The organism is Nocardia sp. NPDC049220 (assembly GCF_040647855.1).
GTDB lineage: Bacteria > Actinomycetota > Actinomycetes > Mycobacteriales > Mycobacteriaceae > Nocardia.
Genome location: NZ_JBEZDA010000003.1, coordinates 196,029 through 216,069, shown reverse-complemented (window position 1 = coordinate 216,069; position 20,041 = coordinate 196,029). Strand labels below are relative to the sequence as shown.

The 20,041-nt window shown below is 66.2% G+C and carries 21 protein-coding genes; 8 read left to right on the top strand and 13 right to left on the bottom strand.

Annotated features, from left to right (window positions below; genetic code table 11):
- Positions 1 to 48: 48 nt before the first annotated feature.
- The 4 genes from AB0C34_RS12550 (at position 49) to AB0C34_RS12535 (ending at position 4,138) form a co-directional block, all read left to right on the top strand.
- A complete protein-coding gene (locus tag AB0C34_RS12550; RefSeq protein WP_357070530.1) occupies positions 49 to 219 on the top strand; it encodes a hypothetical protein in 171 nt (56 codons plus the stop codon).
- 89 nt (positions 220 to 308) lie between these two features.
- The gene (locus AB0C34_RS12545; RefSeq protein ID WP_357071319.1) at positions 309 to 1,865 is read left to right on the top strand and encodes a trehalose-6-phosphate synthase; all 1,557 of its coding nucleotides are present in this window, start codon (positions 309 to 311) and stop codon (positions 1,863 to 1,865) included.
- Between the two features lie 69 nt (positions 1,866 to 1,934).
- Entirely contained in the window at positions 1,935 to 2,672 is a 738-nt protein-coding gene (locus AB0C34_RS12540) for a response regulator transcription factor (protein ID WP_357070527.1), read from the top strand.
- Positions 2,669 to 4,138: a HAMP domain-containing sensor histidine kinase gene (locus AB0C34_RS12535; protein ID WP_357070524.1), complete on the top strand. Its 1,470-nt coding sequence runs from the start codon at positions 2,669 to 2,671 to the stop codon at positions 4,136 to 4,138. The genes AB0C34_RS12540 and AB0C34_RS12535 overlap by 4 nt, the downstream gene beginning before the upstream one ends.
- Before the next feature lie 32 nt (positions 4,139 to 4,170).
- Here AB0C34_RS12535 and AB0C34_RS12530 read toward each other — a convergent pair whose 3' ends face one another.
- The 12 genes from AB0C34_RS12530 to AB0C34_RS12475 form a co-directional block, all read right to left on the bottom strand.
- Positions 4,171 to 4,659, bottom strand: coding sequence for a h domain protein (locus AB0C34_RS12530; RefSeq protein WP_357070521.1), 489 nt, complete (start codon positions 4,657 to 4,659; stop codon positions 4,171 to 4,173).
- Positions 4,656 to 5,492 (bottom strand): hypothetical protein, encoded by an 837-nt coding sequence (locus tag AB0C34_RS12525; protein WP_357070518.1) that lies wholly within the window; start codon positions 5,490 to 5,492, stop codon positions 4,656 to 4,658. The genes AB0C34_RS12530 and AB0C34_RS12525 overlap by 4 nt, the downstream gene beginning before the upstream one ends.
- Positions 5,489 to 6,913: an MlaD family protein gene (locus tag AB0C34_RS12520; protein WP_357070515.1), complete on the bottom strand. Its 1,425-nt coding sequence runs from the start codon at positions 6,911 to 6,913 to the stop codon at positions 5,489 to 5,491. The genes AB0C34_RS12525 and AB0C34_RS12520 overlap by 4 nt, the downstream gene beginning before the upstream one ends.
- Positions 6,910 to 8,148, bottom strand: a complete 1,239-nt coding sequence (locus AB0C34_RS12515) for an MCE family protein (RefSeq protein ID WP_357070512.1) — start codon at positions 8,146 to 8,148, stop codon at positions 6,910 to 6,912. Before AB0C34_RS12515 ends, AB0C34_RS12520 begins: the two co-directional genes overlap by 4 nt.
- Positions 8,145 to 9,416: an MCE family protein gene (locus AB0C34_RS12510; protein ID WP_357070509.1), complete on the bottom strand. Its 1,272-nt coding sequence runs from the start codon at positions 9,414 to 9,416 to the stop codon at positions 8,145 to 8,147. Before AB0C34_RS12510 ends, AB0C34_RS12515 begins: the two co-directional genes overlap by 4 nt.
- A gap of 85 nt (positions 9,417 to 9,501) precedes the next feature.
- Positions 9,502 to 10,563, bottom strand: coding sequence for an MCE family protein (locus tag AB0C34_RS12505; protein WP_357070506.1), 1,062 nt, complete (start codon positions 10,561 to 10,563; stop codon positions 9,502 to 9,504).
- Complete coding sequence (locus AB0C34_RS12500; protein WP_357070503.1) at positions 10,560 to 11,588, bottom strand: MCE family protein; 1,029 nt, start codon at positions 11,586 to 11,588, stop codon at positions 10,560 to 10,562. Before AB0C34_RS12500 ends, AB0C34_RS12505 begins: the two co-directional genes overlap by 4 nt.
- Complete coding sequence (locus tag AB0C34_RS12495; protein WP_357071316.1) at positions 11,585 to 12,718, bottom strand: MCE family protein; 1,134 nt, start codon at positions 12,716 to 12,718, stop codon at positions 11,585 to 11,587. Before AB0C34_RS12495 ends, AB0C34_RS12500 begins: the two co-directional genes overlap by 4 nt.
- An 86-nt stretch (positions 12,719 to 12,804) precedes the next feature.
- Positions 12,805 to 13,656, bottom strand: a complete 852-nt coding sequence (locus tag AB0C34_RS12490) for an ABC transporter permease (RefSeq protein WP_357070500.1) — start codon at positions 13,654 to 13,656, stop codon at positions 12,805 to 12,807.
- A 4-nt stretch (positions 13,657 to 13,660) separates the two neighbouring features.
- Complete coding sequence (locus AB0C34_RS12485; RefSeq protein WP_357070497.1) at positions 13,661 to 14,425, bottom strand: ABC transporter permease; 765 nt, start codon at positions 14,423 to 14,425, stop codon at positions 13,661 to 13,663.
- A gap of 300 nt (positions 14,426 to 14,725) precedes the next feature.
- Positions 14,726 to 15,628 (bottom strand): 3-oxoacyl-ACP reductase, encoded by a 903-nt coding sequence (locus AB0C34_RS12480; RefSeq protein ID WP_357070495.1) that lies wholly within the window; start codon positions 15,626 to 15,628, stop codon positions 14,726 to 14,728.
- 43 nt (positions 15,629 to 15,671) lie between these two features.
- Positions 15,672 to 15,860 (bottom strand): ferredoxin, encoded by a 189-nt coding sequence (locus AB0C34_RS12475; protein ID WP_357070492.1) that lies wholly within the window; start codon positions 15,858 to 15,860, stop codon positions 15,672 to 15,674.
- Between the two features lie 155 nt (positions 15,861 to 16,015).
- On the opposite strand from AB0C34_RS12475, the gene AB0C34_RS12470 reads away from it, so the two are divergent.
- From AB0C34_RS12470 to AB0C34_RS12455, 4 genes are all read left to right on the top strand, one after another.
- Positions 16,016 to 17,209, top strand: coding sequence for an acyl-CoA dehydrogenase family protein (locus AB0C34_RS12470; RefSeq protein WP_357070489.1), 1,194 nt, complete (start codon positions 16,016 to 16,018; stop codon positions 17,207 to 17,209).
- A gap of 20 nt (positions 17,210 to 17,229) precedes the next feature.
- A complete protein-coding gene (locus AB0C34_RS12465) occupies positions 17,230 to 18,351 on the top strand; it encodes an acyl-CoA dehydrogenase family protein (protein ID WP_357070486.1) in 1,122 nt (373 codons plus the stop codon).
- A 67-nt stretch (positions 18,352 to 18,418) separates the two neighbouring features.
- Positions 18,419 to 18,658, top strand: a complete 240-nt coding sequence (locus AB0C34_RS12460; protein ID WP_357070483.1) for an AbrB/MazE/SpoVT family DNA-binding domain-containing protein — start codon at positions 18,419 to 18,421, stop codon at positions 18,656 to 18,658.
- Positions 18,648 to 19,097, top strand: a complete 450-nt coding sequence (locus AB0C34_RS12455) for a type II toxin-antitoxin system VapC family toxin (RefSeq protein ID WP_357070480.1) — start codon at positions 18,648 to 18,650, stop codon at positions 19,095 to 19,097. The genes AB0C34_RS12460 and AB0C34_RS12455 overlap by 11 nt, the downstream gene beginning before the upstream one ends.
- Before the next feature lie 275 nt (positions 19,098 to 19,372).
- Here the strand turns inward: AB0C34_RS12455 and AB0C34_RS12450 are convergent, their stop codons facing one another.
- Positions 19,373 to 19,960 carry a TetR family transcriptional regulator gene (locus tag AB0C34_RS12450; protein ID WP_357070477.1) on the bottom strand — a complete coding sequence of 196 codons (588 nt, stop codon included), beginning with the start codon at positions 19,958 to 19,960 and terminating at the stop codon, positions 19,373 to 19,375.
- Between the last annotated feature and the right edge of the window lie 81 nt (positions 19,961 to 20,041).

Here is a 20,041-nt window from a genome sequence, read left to right as displayed (position 1 = left end):
CATTGACTACTTGCACGTACGAGCGCATTGAGCCGGGAGGACTTGAATATGGGCGCGAAAGGCAGCACGAACGACATCGCGGACGACGATCTGGAGCCGCTCGCCGACGAGACCGCGCGGCAGGCGCAGCGGGTGGTCGCGGCCTACGCCGAGGATGCCGACGAATGCCGGATGCTGTTGTCCATGTTGGGGATCGGACCGAGCACGCGCGGCGAATAGCCTGATCTCCGACGTCAACGGTGACGTCGGTGGCACAACTCCAGCGGGGATACAGCAACGCGCGAACGCGCAAAGGATGCGTGAGTGAAATGAACCCGGCCGACGACTCCGAGTACGCCAGATCCACTTCACCCACTGAGACCGCGGCAGCGGCCGCCGGCCCGTCCGAATCGGGTTCCGGTTTCGTCGTCGTCGCCAATCGACTCCCGGTCGACCTCGAACGCCTGTCCGACGGAACCAGCCGATGGAAGCGCAGTCCAGGCGGCCTGGTGACCGCGTTGGAACCGGTATTGCGCAACAACAAGGGGTCCTGGATCGGCTGGGCGGGGGTCCCGGACGTCGACGTCGACCCGATCATCGAGGATGGTCTGGAGCTTCATCCCGTCCCGCTGTCGGCGCAAGAGGTCAGCGACTACTACGAGGGCTTCTCCAACGGCACGCTGTGGCCGCTCTATCACGACGTCATCGTGCGCCCGGTCTACGACCGGCGATGGTGGGCCGCCTACGTCACGGTGAACCGACGCTTCGCCGAGGCCACCGCGAAGGTGGCCGCCGAGGGCGCCACGGTGTGGGTGCAGGACTACCAACTGCAACTCGTACCCAAGATGCTTCGCATGTTGCGCCCCGATCTGACCATAGGCTTCTTCCTGCATATCCCGTTTCCGCCGGTCGAGCTGTTCATGCAGATGCCGTGGCGGACCGAGATCGTGGAGGGCCTGCTCGGTGCCGACCTGATCGGCTTCCACCTGCCCGGCGGAGCGCAGAATTTCCTCTACCTGGCACGTCGACTGGCCGGCCAGCCGACGTCGCGCGGTTCCGTCGGCGTTCGGTCCAAGCTCGGTGTCGTCCAGGTGGGGTTCCGCACGGTCCGGGTAGGCGCGTTCCCGATCTCGATTTCCTCGGCCGAACTCGACGAGCACTCCCGGCGCAGGTCGGTGCGTGAGCGCGCCGCGCAGATTCGGGCCGAGTTGGGCAATCCGAAGAACATCCTGCTCGGCGTCGACCGGCTGGACTACACCAAAGGCATCGATATCCGGCTCAACGCGTTGGAGGAGTTACTGGCCGACGGCCGGGTCGATCCGACGGAGACGGTCATGGTCCAGCTCGCCACCCCGAGCCGCGAGCGCGTCGAGAGCTACATCCAGATGCGCGGCGATATCGAGCGTCAGGTCGGCCGGATCAACGGCGAATTCGCCAGGGTCGGTTACCCGGTGGTGCACTACTTGCACCGACCGATCCCGCGCGACGAACTCATCGCGTTCTTCGTGGCCGCCGACGTCATGTTGGTGACGCCGCTGCGCGACGGCATGAACCTGGTCGCCAAGGAGTACGTGGCCTCGCACAGCGGGCTCAACGGCGCCCTGGTATTGAGCGAATTCACCGGTGCCGCAGCCGAATTGCGTCAGGCCTATCTCTGCAACCCGCATGATCTGGACAGTGTGGAGGACGCGATCGTCGCCGCGCTGGAGGACGACAGGGACACCAGGCGGAGGCGGATGCGCTCGCTGCGCCGTCAGGTGCTCGCCCACGACGTGGACCGTTGGGCACGAGCGTTCCTCGACGCGCTGGCACAGGACCAGGTCGCGGGCAGCGCGTTGCTGACCGATGAGGACATCTATCCGGAATCTCGCACACCGTCACGCTGACCTGCGCTTCACAGGAAACACCCAGCTTGTGTCCAGGAACTTCGCAGCAGTGTGCTGAACCATGTAGCGATGACTGGTGTGCCTGCCGAGCCCACACCCGAGGCACGGGTGTTGGTGGTCGACGATGAGCCGATGATCGTCGAACTACTCGCGGTGAGCCTTCGCTACCAGGGCTTCGAGGTCGACACCGCGGCCGACGGCGCACAAGCGTTGGACAAGGCCCGCACCTTCCGGCCACAGGCGCTGATCGTCGACGTGATGATGCCGGGGATGGACGGCTTCGGTCTGCTGCGCAGGCTGCGCGCCGACGGTATCGATGCACCGGTGCTTTTCTTGACCGCCCGCGACGACGTCCAGGACAAGATCACCGGCCTCACCCTCGGAGCCGACGACTACGTCACCAAACCGTTCAGTTTGGAAGAGGTGGTGGCCCGGCTGCGGGTCATCCTGCGCCGCGCGGGCCACGGCGCACCACAACGGGAAAGCGCGCGGATCAGCTTCGAAGACATCGAGCTGGACGACGACACCCACGAGGTGTGGAAGGGGGGCGAGCCGGTCGCCCTATCCCCCACCGAGTTCACGCTACTGCGCTACTTCATGGTCAACGCGGGCACGGTGCTGAGCAAGCCGCGCATCCTGGACCACGTGTGGCGCTACGACTTCGGCGGTGAGGTCGGCGTCGTCGAAACCTATGTCTCCTACCTGCGCAAGAAGGTCGACACCGGTGACACCCGCCTGATCCACACGTTACGCGGCGTCGGGTACGTCATGCGCGCACCGAACCGCAGCCGGTCGGGCGGTAAATGATCCCGGGTCGGATCGCGACGGCCCGCGCGAAGGCCTCCAGCCGCTTGTCCGCGATCCCGCTGCGGGTGACGCTGATGGTGCTGCTGGTCCTCACCGCGGGCCTGGGCCTGCTCATCTCCGGCATGGTGGTCACCTCCAGCATGGAGCAGCAGCTGACCAACCGCACCGACCAGCAACTACGCGAGGGCGCGGTCGAGTGGTCCCGGCGGCGGACACCGCCACCGCCGGTGCTGCCGCCGGACCCGCGCCACGCGCCGAGCCAGTTCTACGTCCGGGTGCACAGCACCGACGGACGGTCGTTCGTCATCCAGGCATTCGGCGTCGACGCCGAACCCGCCGTGCCGGACCCGCCGCCGGCCGGACCCGTCACGGTCGGCTCCGTGAACGGCGGCCCGATCGACTGGCGGGTACTGACGGTACGGACACCGGACCGGACCACCACTGTGGCGCTGCCGCTCACGCAGAACACCGACACGGTGCACCGGTTGCTGATGCTGGAACTGGTCGTTGGACTGATCGTGCTCGGCGCGCTGGCGGTGATCGCGTACTTCGTGGTTCGGCGCAGCCTGCGGCCGCTGCGCCGGGTCGAGAACATCGCCGCCGCGATCGCGCAAGGCGACTTGCATCGCCGAGTCCCGGTGCGCGGCAATAATACCGAGGTAGACCGGCTGTCGCGCTCGCTGAACGGCATGCTGGCGCAGATCCAGCGCGCGTTCACCGCGACCGCGGCGTCGGAGGAAGCGGCACGGCGGTCCGAGCAACGTATGCGCCGGTTCGTCGCCGACGCCAGTCACGAACTGCGCACACCGCTCACGACTATCCGCGGGTTCGCCGAGCTGTATCGCCAGGGCGCCACGGCCGACCCGGGAATGTTCATGGATCGCATCGAGCACGAATCCCAGCGGATGGGTGTGCTGGTCGAAGATCTGCTGATGCTGGCACGACTGGATGCGCAGCGTCCGTTGGAGCTCGGACCGGTGGACCTGCTCGCCGTCGCCAGCGACGCCGTGCACAATGCGCGGGCGGTGGTCGCCGCCGCGCATACCGAGGGACCCTCGCGCACCATCGAACTGAAAGTCGAACCGGGCCAGGGAACGTTGGAGGTGGTCGGCGATGAGGCGCGGCTGCGCCAAATCTTGGCAAACCTGCTCAACAACGCGGTGACGCACACCGCGCCCGACGCGGTGGTGACGGTCATGCTGACTCCCGACCCCGACCACGTGGCACTCGATGTGGTCGACACCGGACCCGGCCTGCCGCCCGAGGAGGCCGAGCGAATTTTCGAGCGCTTCTATCGCACCGATACTTCCCGCGCACGTGCCAGCGGCGGCACCGGACTCGGCTTGCCCATCGTGCAGGCCTTGGTCAGCGCGCACGGCGGCACGGTGCACGTGCGCAGTGCACCGGACAAGGGAACGACGTTCACGGTGCGTCTGCCCCGTCGAACGCCGTCACCTTCGGAGTAGCCGAAACGCACCCGGCCGCGCGATCTCGGCGATCAGACCGGATCGACCGCCTCGACCAACCATCGAGAGTCCTGCTTCGCCAAGACCACGCGGACCCGGCTGCCGGTGGTGGTGCCCTGCGGCGTGTCCTTGCTCGTCATGACCTGGTTGAGAAACAGCAGGACTTCGGCGCGGTCGCGATCGGCGGAGATGACACCGCTGGCCTGGGTGGTCGCCGTGACGGTGAGCTGCTTCTCCTTGGCGCCAGGCGCGATCTGCTTGTCGATCAACGTCAGGTAGTCGTCGTGGAAACTGCCACCGAGGTTGTCGGCGGACTTGCGCAGTTCGGTGTCGACGGTCTGCGGGTTGTAGGTGAACATCGCCTCGACCGTGCGGCCGGCCGTCGCGACCGCGTCTTCGCGCGACTGCTCGACCTGCCGGTCGTCCCAGTAGCGGTAACCGTTGACACCCCCGATGACCACCGAGGCCGCGACCACCACGCCGACGATGCCGAGCAGGACCTTGCCCCGAATCCCCGTCATGCCACGAACTCCACGTTGGACACGCTCATACCGGAATCGCCGCGGGCGACGGTCACCCGGAACCGGTAGTACCGAGTCTGCGGTTCGGCCTGGCCCGCGTTGGTCAGCGTCTGCTTGGCCGCGACCAGGACGCGTCCTGAGCGGTCGTCGTCGCCTTCCAGCGCGGCCGCCACGATCTCGCCGTGGGAGACCACCTTGGCCTGCTGCACGATGCTGGTGAACGGGTCGACCCGTCCGTCGAATTCGGTCTTGAACTGTCCCGAGGCCAGCGACAGGATCCGGTCGATATCCTGCTTGGCCGAATCCGCCCGGATGGTGGTGAGATTGACGATCGCCTGCCGGGCGGTCCGCAGGTAGTCCTCGCGCCGCGCGTCGCGTTGGTCCGCGGAGCGCAGCGCGAACACGGAGACGGTCGCACCGCTGACGAGCGCGAGAACCACAAGTGCGGTCGCGGCGAGCGCGAGGATTCGGGAGAGGCCACGACCGCGTCTCCCGTCGGCGGTCTTGTCCTCGAATGTCTGTTCATCGGCGCCCGGCACGGCAGCGGCTTTCGCCTTCGCGAGGACGACCGACCCTTGCTCGGCCGTGGCAGCGCTGTCGGCAGTCGCATCCTTCTTGTTCGACCCCGACGGAGCAGAAGTGTTCGCCGCGTCAACAGAAGCAGGCGCGCCACCCGCACGAATACCGGATGTTCCGGCGCCGAGATCCACGCGCGTCGAACCGACCTCGGTGACCGAGTTCGCGGCGCTGGTCGAGAGTTCGTCGACCGGAGGACCTGCCGAGCGCACCGCACGCCGCCGCGTGCGGCGACCGTTTCCGTTGATATCACTCATCGTTGCTGCTCCTCGAGCATCGCCTGCCAGCTCGACGGTACCGTTCCCGAACCGCCGGGTCCGATATCGCCCTGTCGGTATGTGCGCCCGTCGGTGCCGATGTAGACACCGGTTTCCGGATCGTAGGCTCGCGCGGCGGCCGGTGTGCCGCCATAGCCCGCGGGTACGGCGCCCGCGGGTTCCTGCGTGGGCGGTGCGGCCGCCGGCGCGACCGGCCGTGGCGGGCCGAACGGCGGGTTGTTACCCAACGGAACGTACCCGGTCCGACACAGTTCGGGCGTCGGGGCGCGCACACCGGGCACCTCGACGCACGGCGTGTTGCGAATGCCGCGCACCGCTTCGGGCGCGCCCTGCGGGACCTTGCAGTACAAGCCCGGCGGCGTGTCCACGGTGTCCAATTCGCTCGGGGAGCGGCGCTGGTCCGGTGGGAGAAAGCCGGTAGTGCAGGCCGGCGGGTCGTTGACCACGGCCATGAAGTCGACCAGCGCGCCGTATTCGAGTGGACCGCGGACTGCGGTGAGCAGCGCCGCGACCAGCGGCGGGTAGATCACCAGGATCTGTTCCAGCCCCGCGTGATAGGTGACGGCGACTTGGCCGACACTGATCAGATTGGACAGCAGCAGGGGCAGGGTCGGCTGCAGATCGTTGAACAACGTACTCACCCGCTGCATCGCGGAGGGGCCCTCGCGCAGCACACCACGCAAGGCGGGATCGTGGCCGCGCAACTGATCGGTGACAGTCGCCAGATCAGCGGTCCAGGAACGGATCGCGGCGTCCGAACGGGTCTGGGTGTCCAGCAACGGCCCGATCTGATCGATCAGCCGCTTGGTCGGTTCCGCGCTGTTTTGCGCCTCCTGCACCAGCAATGCCGCGGAATCGATGAACCGTTGCAGATCCGGCCCCGCACCGTTGAACGCGAGGAAGGCCTCGTCGATGACCTGCCGCAGGCGGGTGTCCGCGACGCTGGACAGCAGCCGGTCGGTCTGGTCGAGCATCGACCCGACATCCTGCGGCAGCTTGGTGCGATCCACCGGGATCACGCTGCCGTCGTGCAGGTTCCCGCTAATTCGGTGTTCGGCGGGAACCAAATCGACGTACTGCTCGCCGACTGCCGAGACGCTACGCACCCAGGCTTCGACGTCGGAGGGGATCTTGAAGTCGCTGTTGATGGACAGCTGCGCGTCGACTCCCGCCGGCGTGAGCCGAACCTCTTTCACCACACCGACATTCGTGCCTCGGTAGGCAACGTTGGCGGTCGGGTAGAGGCCGCCGGTCGCGGCCAGTCGGACGGTGACCGCGTAGCGGCCGATACCGAACATCGCGGGCAACTTCACGTACATCCCGCCCATCACGACCAAGCTGATCACGGTGAGCACGGAGAAGATGACCAGTTGGGTGCGGACGAAACGCGTCAGTGTCACTGTCCCGACCCTCCCTGCGGCGCAGCGCCTTCCGGCATGGGCGTGGTCAACCCGGGAATCGCGGGCAGGCCGGGGATGGTCGGCGTCGGCTGCGTGCTCACGGCGGGCGGTGGTGGCGCCTGCAGCGGCCCGGTCGCCGGGTTGCCGTTCTGGGCGGCCGTTCCTGGCGCGAAGCGGCCGAGCGCGCCCTCGACGCCGCCGAATCTCCCGCCCAGTGGCGTCCCGGTGAGGAAATTCGAGTCCAGCCGCCGGCCGGTCAGGTCAACCGTCATGAACAGATTGAGGTAGTCGCCCTTGATCGCGTGATCGAGGTTCTTCATCGGAAATGGGAAGGTGAGCACGATCTTCAGCGCCTCGGTGAGATTGTTGCCGGTGTCGGCCAAAGACTGCAACGCGGGTGCGAGGCTGCGCAGGTCGGCTTTCAGATTGTTACCGCCTGCATCGATGATCCGGTGGGTCACGTCGCTGAGCTCGCCGAGCGCGGTCAGCGCCCGGGTGATGTTCGCCCGGCGATCGGCCAGTACGGTCAACGCGGGATGGATCTGCTCGAGCGCGCCCGCCACAACGTCGCGCTGCTGCGCAAACTGGCCGCTGAGTCGGTCGAGTCCGCTCATCGCGCGGATGATGTCGCCGGTCTGGCGGTCCAGGTTCGTGGTCAGTTCATTCAACTGCGGCAGCAGATCCCGGATCGCGTCCTCGCGGCCGGTGAGGGCGGAATTCAGTTCACGAGTAATGGTTTCCAACTGGGAAAATCCGCCGCCGTTGAGCACCACCGACAGCGACGACAGCACCTGCTCGGTGGTCGGGAAGGCGCCGGCGCGCGCCAGCGGGATGACATCGCCGGGGTGCAGCTCGCCCTCGGGTGCCTGGTCGGTCGGTGCGGCCAGTTCCACGTGGTTGGAGCCGAGCAGGCTGGTCTGGCCGATCCTGGCAGTCGCGTTGGCGGGTAGGCGCACGTCGGAATTCAGGCTGACGGTGACCAGTGCGTGCCAGTCCTGCACCTCGATCTTCGACACCGTTCCGACCGTGACATCGTGCACCCGCACCGGCGAATTCCTGGTCAGCGTGGTCACGTTCGGCATCTGGATGCGCACCTGGTAGGACCCGGGCCCGGTGCCTTCGGTGCCGGGCATCGGCAGCGAGTTCAGCCCGTCCCACTCGCAACCGGACACACCGAGCGCCACGGCGAGGCCCACCGCAAGGGCGGCAGTTCTGCGTAGTCGTCTCGGCATCATCGCCCGCCCCCCGGAATCGCCAGTCCGGCGATACCGTTCGGCACACTCACCGACGTGGACCGTTGCCGCGTCTGCGTCTGACTCGCCACCTGCCCGGCCAGTCCGGGATCGGAGTATTTGAGCTGATCCGGAAATGCGGTCACACCGCTGGCCGGGTTCAGCATGATCGGCAGGTAGTTCATCCCCAGGGTGTTGAGCACCGGCGCCAAATACTGGGCACACAGGTCGGCGCTGCGCTCGGAGTCGTTGGTCTCCAGCGCGCGCACCGAGCCGCAGAGGAAACCGAGCGGGTCGGCGGTGTTGTTCAGGGCGATCGCGCCGGTCAGGGTGCCTTGGGCGGGTTTGTAGATCTGATAGAAGTTGGCCAGGGCGGTCGGCCCGGAATGCAGCACCCGTTCCAGCGCGGGCCGCTTGTCGACCAGCACCTGGGTCGCGTCGGCGAGCCGCTGCAAGCCCTCGGTGAGCTCGGTGCCGCTGCCGTCGAGGAACCGGCGCACGTCGACCAGCGCCGCGTCCAGATTGTCCAGTCCCGCACCGAGCTCCGAGGAGACACCGGCCAGCACCGCGGACACCGACGCCAGTCGACCGCCGAACTGCACGATCTGTTCGTTGCTCGCGGAGAGCACTTCGACGAACTTCTGCAGGTTGCGGATGGTGCCGAATAGGTCGGTTCGCCCGTCGGACAGCGTGTTCAGCGTGGCGGACAGCTCATGAAGCGTGTCGCGGAACCGCTGCCCGTTACCGTCGAGATTGTCGGCGGCGGTATTGACGAAGCGGCCGAACGAGCCTTGCTTGTCGTCACCGACCGGGCCGAGCGCGGTCGCCAACTTGGACAATTCCGCCTTGATGTCGTCCCATTCGACCGGCACGGCGGTGTGCTCGATCGGAATCTCGCCACCGTCGTTCAGCTTCGGTCCACCGGTGTAGGCGGGCGCGAGTTGGATGAATCGCGCCGAGACCAGCGAGGGCGAGATGATCACCGCCCGCGCGTCGGCGGGGACATCGATGCCGCGATCGATCGTCAGTTTCACCTCGACTCGGTCGCCGCCTGGTTCGATCGAATCGATCCTGCCGACCTTCACCCCGAGCACCCGCACATCGTCGCCCTGGTACAGCCCGGAGGTGGACGGAAAATAGGCGGTGACACGGGTCGTTGCGATCCGGGTGAAACTCTTCCACGCACCGACCGCCACGAGGGCGGCGACCAGCACGCCAACCAGTACGAGCACCCAGCGGGGCACATTCCGTATCGCGTTCAGCGCGCTCATGCACATCCCCCCGAACACGACTGCAGCACCGTCGGGGCCGCGCCATCGACCCCTCCGAACGGGTCGGAAAGGGAGTATCGCGCGCTCATCGCGGCGGCTCCTGGGTCGCGGGCTCGATCGAGGGGAACGGCTCCAGGTAGCTACGCAGATCGTCCGGCAGATGGTTCGGCCACACGAGTGCGTCCACCAACGGTTGCAACAACTTGCTCGACGCGTTGACCACATACGCCTGGAAGTAGGGGCCGCTGCCGACCTGCTCGCCGAGCGCGGCCGAGAACGGACCCAGTCCATCGAGCGCGTCGGCGAGGTTCTGCTGGTTGCGCTGCAAGAGGGCCAGCACCGAATTCAGCTTGTCCAGGGCCGGTTTCAGCTGTGCCTCGTTGTCGGCGACCAGCCCGGACAACTGCTGAGTCAAGCTGTTCACGTACACGATCAACTGGCCGAGCGCGGTGCGACGCCGGTCCAGTTCGCCGAGCAACGCGTTGCCGTCCAGCAGCAGCGCGTTGATCCGGTTGCCGCGGTCGGCGAGAATCTTCGTGACGTTCTGCGCCCGCCGCAACAGGTCCGACAATGCCTCGTCCCGCACGTTGATGCTGCGCGAGAGCGCGGTGATCCCGTCCAGTGCCGACCGCAGCGGCGCGGGGGTGTCGGCGAAGGTCGCCGAGAGTGCGTCGAGCGTCTGGTCGACCTTGTCCAGGTCCAGTCGGCCGACCGTGCCCGCCAGGTCGCTCAGGGCTTCGTTGAGCGAGTACGGCGAAGTGGTGCGGTCCAGCGGAATCGTGTCCTGGGCGCGCAACGCGCCGGCCCCGGACGGGGTCACCTCCAGCGACTTGCGGCCGAGCACGGTGTTGGTCTTGATCGCCGCCGACGTCTGCTGCCCCAGCACGATCGACTCGGCCAGGGTGAACCGGACCAGCACCTTGGCGCCGTCGAGGCCGACGTCGTCCACCCGACCGGAGCGCACGCCCGCGACCTGAACTGGATCGCCGGGCACCAGGCCGCCCGCGTCGGCGAAGTAGGCGGTGAACGTCGCGCCGGACCGGATGAACGGGAGTCGGTCGAATTGCAGTGCCGCCAGCGCCACCGCCACCACCAGCACGAGGCCGACGATGCCGAGGGTGATGGAGGGTGATCGCTGCTTGTTCATCGGTCGTCGGCACACCTTCCGGTCGTCTGGGCGGCGGGCATGTTGATCTTCATTGTCTGCCCGTTCGGACCGTCCACCAGGAAGTTCGTCGAGCAGACGTAGAGCTGGAGGAAAGAGCCGTAGGAACCGATCCTGATCAGCTGCCGATAGGTCGAAGGCAGCCGATCCAGCACCCACTGGATGGTGTCGGAGCCCGCGTCCAGGTTGGTGGCGAGTCGCCCGGTCTGCTCGATGGTGCTTCTCAAGTCCGGGCGGGCTTGGGCGAGAAGGTCGGTCAGATCACCGGTGGCGCCCGCGATGCGTGGAATCGCGTCGCCGATCGGGTCCCGGTCGGCGGCCAATTCACTGATCAGCCGCTGCAACTCGTCGATCGTGGTGGCGAATTGGTCGCCACGCTCATCGATGGTCCGCAGCACGATATTCAGGTTGTCGATCACGCTGCCGATCAGCGCATCCCGATCGGCCAGCGTCTTGGCGAAGGAACCACCGCTGTTCAGTAGGGACACCAGCGTGCCGCCCTGGCCCTGGAAGATCTGTAGCAGCGCATTGGTGAGGTCGTTGACCTGGTCGGGATCGAGGCCACGCAGCAGCGGCTTGAACCCGCCGAGCAGCATGTCCAGATCCAACGCGGGCGCGGTCTGTGTCAGACCGATGGTGCCGCCCTTCGGCAACACCCGGTTCGACCCGGGCCCCTCGGCCAGTTCGAGATATCGGTCGCCCACCAGATTTTCGTATTTGATCATCGCGCGGGTGCTGGTCATCAGTGCGTACTTGCGATCGACGTCGAAGTCGACGTGCGCGAGGTAGTCCTTGCCGACTTTCACCGAACCGACCGATCCGACCGGGACGCCGGCGATGCGAACCTTCGCGCCGGGCAATATGCCGGAGGAACTGGTGAACACCGCGTGATAGGCGTTCGCGCGCGCGAAGCGCAGTTGGCTGAACACGATCGCCAATCCGGTGAAGACCAGGGACATCACCAGGGTGAAGACGGCCAATTTGACGGTTGTCGCGGTGTTCCTCATGGGCGCGGCACCCCCGGCAGTCCGGCGAACAGGAGCTGGAAGATCTTGGGCGGGTTGACAGTCAACGTCGTCGATGGCGTGTACACATGGCCTTGCGCGGTGTCGGTGACGAGATAGTCGGCGTGGCTGCCGGGCATCCGATCCAACAACCCCGCGCACTGCGGGCCGCCGGTCGCGTTCACCTTCGGCAGATCCTCCGGATCGGTGTAAGGCTTTGCGCCGTACATGAAACCGGTGTTCAACGCGACGCCTTCCTGCAGGCCGCCGAAGACCGCCTCACCCAACGGAAGCGCCTTGCCGAGACCGCCGATCAGGCAGTACAGCGCGGGTGCGTACTGCTCGAGCAGTCCGGCGGTGGGACGGAGCAGGTCGAGCGCCGTGACGAGCTGATTCTCATTGTCGCGCAACACCGAACCGGTTGTGTCGGCCAACCCGATGAGGTTCATCAGCACATCGTCGAGACTGTCGCGCTCCTCGACGAGAGTCGTGCTGGTAACGGTCGCGTTGTGCAAGGTGCGCAGCAGATCGTTCGACGTGTCCGCGTACAGGTTCGTGACATCACCGGTCGCGGCCAGGTCCTGGCGCAGCGCGGGCAGGTACGGGTTGATGTCACGCAGGTAGGCGTCGCTCTGGTCGAGCAGGTCGCCGAGCTTCTTGCCCCGGCCCTCCAACGCCGTGCCCAGCGCGGACAGCGTCGCGTTCAGCTTCTCCGGCTCGATCTTGGCGAGCACGTCGGTCAGATGCTGGAACAGCGTGTTGAACTCGACGGTCACCCGCTGCGCTGTCACCGTCGCGCCCGGTTGTAGCGAGGTCGACGAAGGGCGCTCGGGGACAGTGAAGTTGACGTACTTCGCGCCGAACACAGTGGCGGACCGGATATCGACGTTCGCGTTCGACGGCACGAGATGCAGTTGTTCCGGATCGAGGGCCAGCCGCAGTTCGGCGTGGTCGGTGGTGTAGTCAACGGCCGCCACCCGGCCGATCTCCACACCACGCATCTTCACCTTGGCGTCCGGGTCGAGAACCAAACCGCTGCGCGGCGCCTGCACCGTCACGGTGGCCGTCGAGGTGAACCCGCCGACGAACATGGTCAGCGCCACGGCGACGACGGCGACCAACACGAGCACCATCGCGGCCCCGGCCAGTTTCAGGCCGAGTCCGCCGCGCAGCGCCTTCGTCAGGCCGCCTCCCGCTCGCCGCACTTCCGCCATGTCGCTCATCCGGAGAGATGGAAGTTGCCGGAGGTGCCGTAGATGGCCAGCGAGATCAGCAGAGTGACCGTGACCACCGCGACCAGCGAGGTTCGCACCGCGTTACCCACCGCGACACCGACGCCGACCGGCCCGCCCGCGGCGTTGAATCCGTAGTAGGTGTGGATCATCATGATCGCCAAGGCCATGAAGATCGCCTGGGCGAACGACCAGAGGATGTCGCTGGGGATGAGGAAGGTGGAGAAGTAGTGGTCGTACACGCCCGCCGACTGCCCGTAGATCACCACGGTGGCGAATCGGCTGGCGAGGAAGGAGGCGATCACCGCGAGCGCGTAGAGCGGGACGATCGCGATCATCCCGGCCAGCACCCGGGTACCGACCAGATACGGCACCGGCCGAATTGCCATCGACTCCAGAGCGTCGATTTCCTCGGCCACCCGCATGGCGCCGAGCTGCGCGGTGGAGCCCGCTCCGATGGTGGCGGCGAGGCCGATGCCGGAAATCACCGGCGCCGCGATCCGGACGTTGATGAATGCCGCGAAGAACCCGGTGAGCGCTTCGACGCCGATGTTGCCGAGCGAACTGTAGCCCTGCACCGCGATAGTGCCGCCCGCGAACAAAGTGAGGAAGCCGACGATCACCACGGTGCCTCCGATCACTGCCAAAGCACCGGTACCCATGCTGATCTCGGCGATCAGGCGGATCGTCTCGGTCCGGTAATGCATGATCGCGCGCGGCAGCGAGCCGAGCGTCTGCGCGTAGAACACGGCATGTCTGCCTATCGCATCGAACGAGTCCGACATCCGGCGCACGCGGCGCACGGTCCGCGGAAAGCGGGACTCGATCACGAAGGCCATCGCGTCACCGCACCGTGAACTTGATACCGATGGCGGTGACCACCACGTTCACTACGAACAAGGCCATAAATGCGAAGACTACGGTCTGATTCACCGCATCACCGACACTCTTGGGCCCGCCTTTGACATTCAGGCCCAGATAACATGCCACCAGCCCGGCGATCAGCCCGAACAAACCGGCTTTCACCTCGGAAATGATCAGTTCGGGCAGATGGGTGAGCAACGTGATGCCATTGACGAACGCGCCCGGGTTCACATCCTGCAGATATACCGAGAACAGAAACCCGCCGACAATGCCGATGGTGCACACCATGCTGTTGAGCATCAGCGCGACAAACATCGAGGCGAGCACGCGCGGCACGACCAAGCGCTGTACCGGATTGATGCCCAACACCCGCATCGCGTCGATTTCCTCGCGAATGGTGCGGGCACCGAGGTCCGCGCAGATCGCGGTGGCGCCCGCGCCGGCGACGATGAGGACGGTGACGATCGGTCCGACCTGGGTGACCGAACCGAATGCCGCGCCCGCGCCGCTCAGGTCTGCTGCTCCGATCTCGCGCAACAGAATGTTCAGTGTGAAGCTGACCAGCACGGTGAATGGAATGGCGACCAATAATGTGGGAACAATGGATACGCTCGCGATGAACCAGGACTGGTCGATGAACTCACGCCATTGAAATGGTCTCCGCATGCTGGAACGCGCAACCTCGGCGGTGAGTTCGAAGAACCCACCGACAGCACGCAACGGCACAGCAAGGACCTCGTTCATCGCGATCCTCCTTGCTCAACCGGCATGTGCAGCTCACGGCGCTCATGTCCGCCGTGGCCACACCGCCGCAACGATTAGAACATGTTCATCGTGTCGTCGTAAGCATTTTGCCACTTTTGAAGTGCACCTATTCTCAATTTCGGCGCATCAATTTAGAACCGGTGTCAAATGCGGAAAGCTCCCACCTTCGTGCGGCGTCACACACCCTGCAGCACCATGTCTACCAAGTGCCGAACCACTGATCAACGGTTTGACTGTTGATCAGCAGCACATCGGCGACGGTCGTCGCCGCGTAGCGACTCACTCCAGATCGATGAGCGAGGAGGCCGAGAAGGTTTGCCCGGCCGGCCGGCCGGCGAAATAGTCGCCGAGCGTGTCGGCCAAGTCATCCGACGACCACTGCCCGCCGGCGGCGTCGAACCGACGCTCGACGACCGGCGCGGCCATCAGCGCGACCATCCCGCCGTACACCACGAACAGTTGCCCGTTGACCCCTTCGGCGGCGGGCGAAGCCAGGTAGGCGACCAGCCGGGCCACATGATCGGGCGACAGCGGGTCGACCACACCGTCCGGGGCGGCGCTGAACACCGCCTCGGTCATCGCGGTCCGCGCGCGCGGCGCGATCACGTTCGCCCGCACGCCATAGCGCGACAGCGCCCGCGCGGCCGAGAGGGTCAGCGCGGTGATGCCCGCCTTCGCGGCGCCATAGTTCGCTTGCCCCTCCGGCCCGAGCAACCCCGCCTCCGAGGAGGTATTGATGAGCCTGCCGTAGACCGGCGCGCCCGCCTGCTTGGACTTGCCGCGCCAGTACGCGGCGGCATTGCGCGACAACAGGAAATGGCCGCGCAGGTGCACCGCGAGCACCTCGTCGAAGTCCTCGTCGGACAGGTTGAACAGCATTCGGTCGCGAGTGATCCCCGCATTGTTGACCACGATGTCGACCGCGCCGAAGGATTCGTGGGCGGTGTGGATCAAGGCATCCGCGGTGGCGCGCTCGGCTACGCTGCCGGCGACGAACTCGGCTTTCGCACCCACTGCGCGAATCTCCGCGAGGGTATCGGCCACAGCCTCCGATTCCGACAGGTCGTTGACCACCACCGAAGCACCCGCACCGGCCAGTGCGAGCGCTTCGGCCCGTCCGAGTCCGGCACCGCCGCCGGTCACGATCGCCACCCGGCCGGCCAAGCTCACCTCTTTGCGCACGCGGCCGACTTTAGAACGTGTTCCAACGTTCGGCAAGAGGCGACTACTGGAGACGTAGCGCCGCCTTCGGACATTGCGCGACCGCCTGCTCGACCTCGGCGAGCCGATCGGCCGCCACCTCGCCCTCCGCGATGTGCAGCTCGTCATCGTCATCGAGTTCGAACACGTCGGGGGCGATTCCGACACAGATTCCGTTCGCTTCGCATTGATCAGGATCGACGCTGACCTTCATGAGAACTCCTTTACCGCCGCTGTGATCGGAGCCTGCCGAGCCGACCCGACCGCCCGGTGCGCCTCCCACCGGCTCCACTCTCAATACTGGAACATGTTTCAGTCGATATGCAATGATCGGGAGAACCCGAACCGACGAAGGTATGAGGTAGTGCCATGCGCATCGCGTACACGCCGCGGCAGGAGAAACTACGCGCGCAGTTGCGCGAGTACTTCGCGCGGCTGATCACTCCGGAGCGCCGCGAAGCATTGAACGCACAGACCGGCGAGTACGGGCAGGGCAACGTCTACCGCGAGGTCGTCCGACAGATGGGCGAAGACGGCTGGTTGGCGCTCGGGTGGCCGGAGGAGTATGGCGGCCAGGATCGACCGACCATGGACCAACTGATCTTCACCGACGAGGCCGCGCTCGCCGGCGCGCCGGTGCCGTTCCTGACCATCAATTCGGTCGCCCCGACGATCATGCACTACGGCAGCGAGGAGCAGAAGAAGTTCTTCCTGCCCAAGATCGCGGCCGGTCAACTGCACTTCGCCATCGGCTATTCCGAACCGGGCGCGGGTACCGACCTGGCCGGCCTACGCACCAAAGCCGAGCGCGACGGCGACGACTACGTGATCAACGGCCAGAAGATGTGGACGAGCCTGATCGCCTACGCCGACTACGTCTGGCTGGCCGTGCGCACCGACCCGACCGCCAAGAAGCACAAAGGCATCAGCATGCTCATCGTGCCGACCACCGCCGAGGGCTTCTCCTGGACCCCGGTGCGCACCATGGCAGGCCCGGACACCAGCGCGACCTACTACCAGGACGTCCGGGTGCCCGCGAGCGCGCTGGTCGGCCAGGAGAACGGCGGCTGGGCGCTGATCACCAACCAACTCAATCACGAGCGCGTCGCGCTCACGTCGGCCGCGCCGCTGGCGCTCGCGCTGCGCCAGACCGTCGAGTGGGCGCGCGACACCAAGGCCGGCGACGGCTCCCGGGTGATCGACCGCGAATGGGCGCAACTCAATCTCGCCAAGGTGCATGCCAAGGTCGAGTACCTCCAGCTGATGAACTGGGAGATCGCCAGCCGGGCCGACGCGGGCGGCGACGCGGCGCCGCGGCCGTGGGACGCATCGACCTGCAAGGTGTACGGCACCGAGCTGGCCACCGAGGCATACCGGCTGCTCATGGAGGTCCTCGGACCGCAGGCGTACCTGCGCCAAGACTCCCCAGGCGCCGAACTGCACGGACGATTGGAGCGGATGCACCGGGCAGCGCTCATCCTGACCTTCGGCGGCGGTACCAACGAGATCCAACGCGACATCATCGCTATGACCGCCCTCGCGCAGCCTGCCTCGGCGCGCTGAACGAAAGCAGGTAGACCACTATGGATTTCACTCCCACCGAAGCCCAACTGGACCTTGCCCGGCTGACCGGCGAGGTCTGCGGGAAACTGGTCACCGCCGACCGGCTGCGCGAACTGGATTCCGCCGGCGAGGCGGGAACGAACACCGACCGATTCGACGAGACGCTGTGGCGCGCGCTGGGCGAAACCGGCGTGCTCGCGGCGACCTTGCCCGAGTCCGTCGGTGGCAGTGGCTTTGGTCCGCTCGAACACACCGCCATCTTGCGTGAACTGGGCAAGCACGTCGCAGCCGTGCCGTATCTATGGTCGATCGTGGTCAGCGCGGGCGCGCTGGCTCGCTTCGGCGACGCGGCGCAACAGAATCTGGCCGAGCGAGCCGGTGTCGGCGGCGTCATTCTCACCGCGGCACTGACCGAGGAGCGCAACTGGGAGCCCGCCCAGCCGCTCACCGCCGCGGTGGAGACACCCGGCGGGTGGCGATTGACCGGCGCCAAGACCACTGTTCCGTTCGCCGATCGCGCCGAGCGAATGGTGGTTCCCGCCACGGTGTCCGGCAGCACGGCGGTCTTCTTGGTCGATCCGGCCGCCGCGATGGTGACGGCCCAGCAGGTGGTCGACCGAAGCCCAGAGTTCGCCGTCGAATTCACCGACACGCCTGCCGAACTGGTCGGCACCGTGGCGGACGGCGCGCAGATCCTGGACTGGATCCTGCACCGCGCCTGGCTGGGCCTGAGCGCCCTGCAACTCGGGACCGTCGAACGGGCACTCCAGCTGGTCGCCGATTACGCCAGGGAGCGGGAGCAGTTCGGCCGGCCGGTCGGCAGCTTCCAGGCCGTCGCACAGCGCCTGGCCGACGCCTATATCGACGTCCAAGGCCTGCGCCTGACTGTCACCCGGGCCGCCTGGCTGCTATCGGAAAACTTGCCCGCGGCCGAGGCGGTACACACCGCCAAGATCTGGGCCGCCGACGCGGGCCATCGTGTCGCGCACACCGTCGTCCATGTGCACGGCGGTGTCGGTATCGACCGGGACCACATCGTGCACAACTACTTCACCGCGGCGAAGCACAATGAGTTCGCCCTCGGCGCGGGCACCGATCACCTGCGCGCACTCGGCGCACTATTGGCCGGGACCCCGAGCTGAACGGGACAGCTTCCCGCCCGGAGTAGTATTACGTAATACGTGTACTACGGGCGATATGGAGGCGGCGATGCTGCTGAACAGCAAAGGGCAGGTGACCATCCCGGCCCACCTTCGCGCCAAGCACAATCTTCACGAGGGCGACGAGGTCGAGATTATCGAAGTCGGTGGCGCATTGCGGATCGTGCGGGCCGATGGCGCCCCGACTCGCGGCCAACGGCTCGTCCGCCGTCTGCGGGGCACTGCGGACGGCAAGGACATCGAGGGCATGAGCACTGACGAGATCATGAATCTGCTTCGTGGTGAGTAGCCCGGCGCCAATCCGTGGACGTGCCATTTTGATCGACTCCTGCGTCCTGCTGGACGTAATGACCAATGACAAGCACTGGGCGGAATGGTCGGCACATCAGATCACCGACGCACTCGACTCCGGCCGGGTCGTCATCAATCCGGTTATCTACGCGGAGGTCTCGGTAGGGTACGACACAGTCGAAGAACTGGATCATCTGCTGCCCTTCGACGAGTTCGAGCGTGAAGCGCTGCCGTTTCGAGCGGGCTTCCTGGCGGGTAAGGCGTATCAGCGTTATCGCCGCAACAGCGGTGAGAAGCGCTCACCGCTTCCCGACTTCTATATCGGAGCACACGCTGCAGTGGCGGGCTACCGATTGCTGACACGGGACGTCGCACGATACCGCGGCTATTTCCCGACCGTCGAACTGATCGCGCCCACCAGCCGCCGGAACACCTGAGCGGTCAGCGAGATCAGCAGTTGGGGCAGCGTCGGATACGCCATCAGGCCAGCCTCTGGCTCAACTCCGCACTGACGCGCAAGACATGGTCAGCAGCCTCATCGAACAGTCTGGAATGCTCGTTCATCGACTTGATGACGGCATCGTGAACGAACTGCTGCACAGTGCTACCTCCGCCACGCGCGCACGGCAACCAGCTCCTCGCCGGAAAACCGGATGTTCCGATTGGACATCGCTCGACGATATCGCTTGGTTCCGCGTAATACGGATCGGCTCTACTCGGCCGGAATCGACGTCAAGTAGCGCTGGAGCGTGGGAGCCACGTCGGCGACGAGCTGGTCGCCGGTCATGGCGACGACCGGCGGAATCCGCAGGACGTATCGACAGAGGGCCACGCCGAGCAGTTGGGTGACGATGAGGCCGCCGCGCCGGGGGGCATCGACCGGATCCCCGCAGTGTAGGACTGCGGGCAGCACCTGCTCGGCGAACACCGTGCGGAAGCGCTCGCCGACGGCCTCGTCGGTGATAGCGGAACGCAACAGGGTGAGCAGGACGGCATTGTTCGGTTGCCCCTCCCACAGCAGCAGAAATCGGCGGACCAAAAGCTCACCGAGGTCGCGCTGATCCGTGGCAGCCAGGTCGGGCAGATCGAGACTGATGTCGACCGCGGCGGCGAACAAGCCGTCTTTGTTGCCGAAATAACGCATGACCATGGACGGGTCGATATCGGCATCGGCCGCGATGGCGCGGATGGTCGCTTTACGGAAGCCTTCGGCGGCAAAACGGGCGCGTGCGGCCTGCAGAATCGCGGCGCGCGTCGCATCGGAGCGGCGAACCGCGATGTGGTTGGACTCGGCAGTCATGCCAACAAGCGTAGGCCAACAGCTGTTGACTTTCGATTCGAACCCTGGCTACGGTTATGCCAACAAGCGTTGGCCTACAGA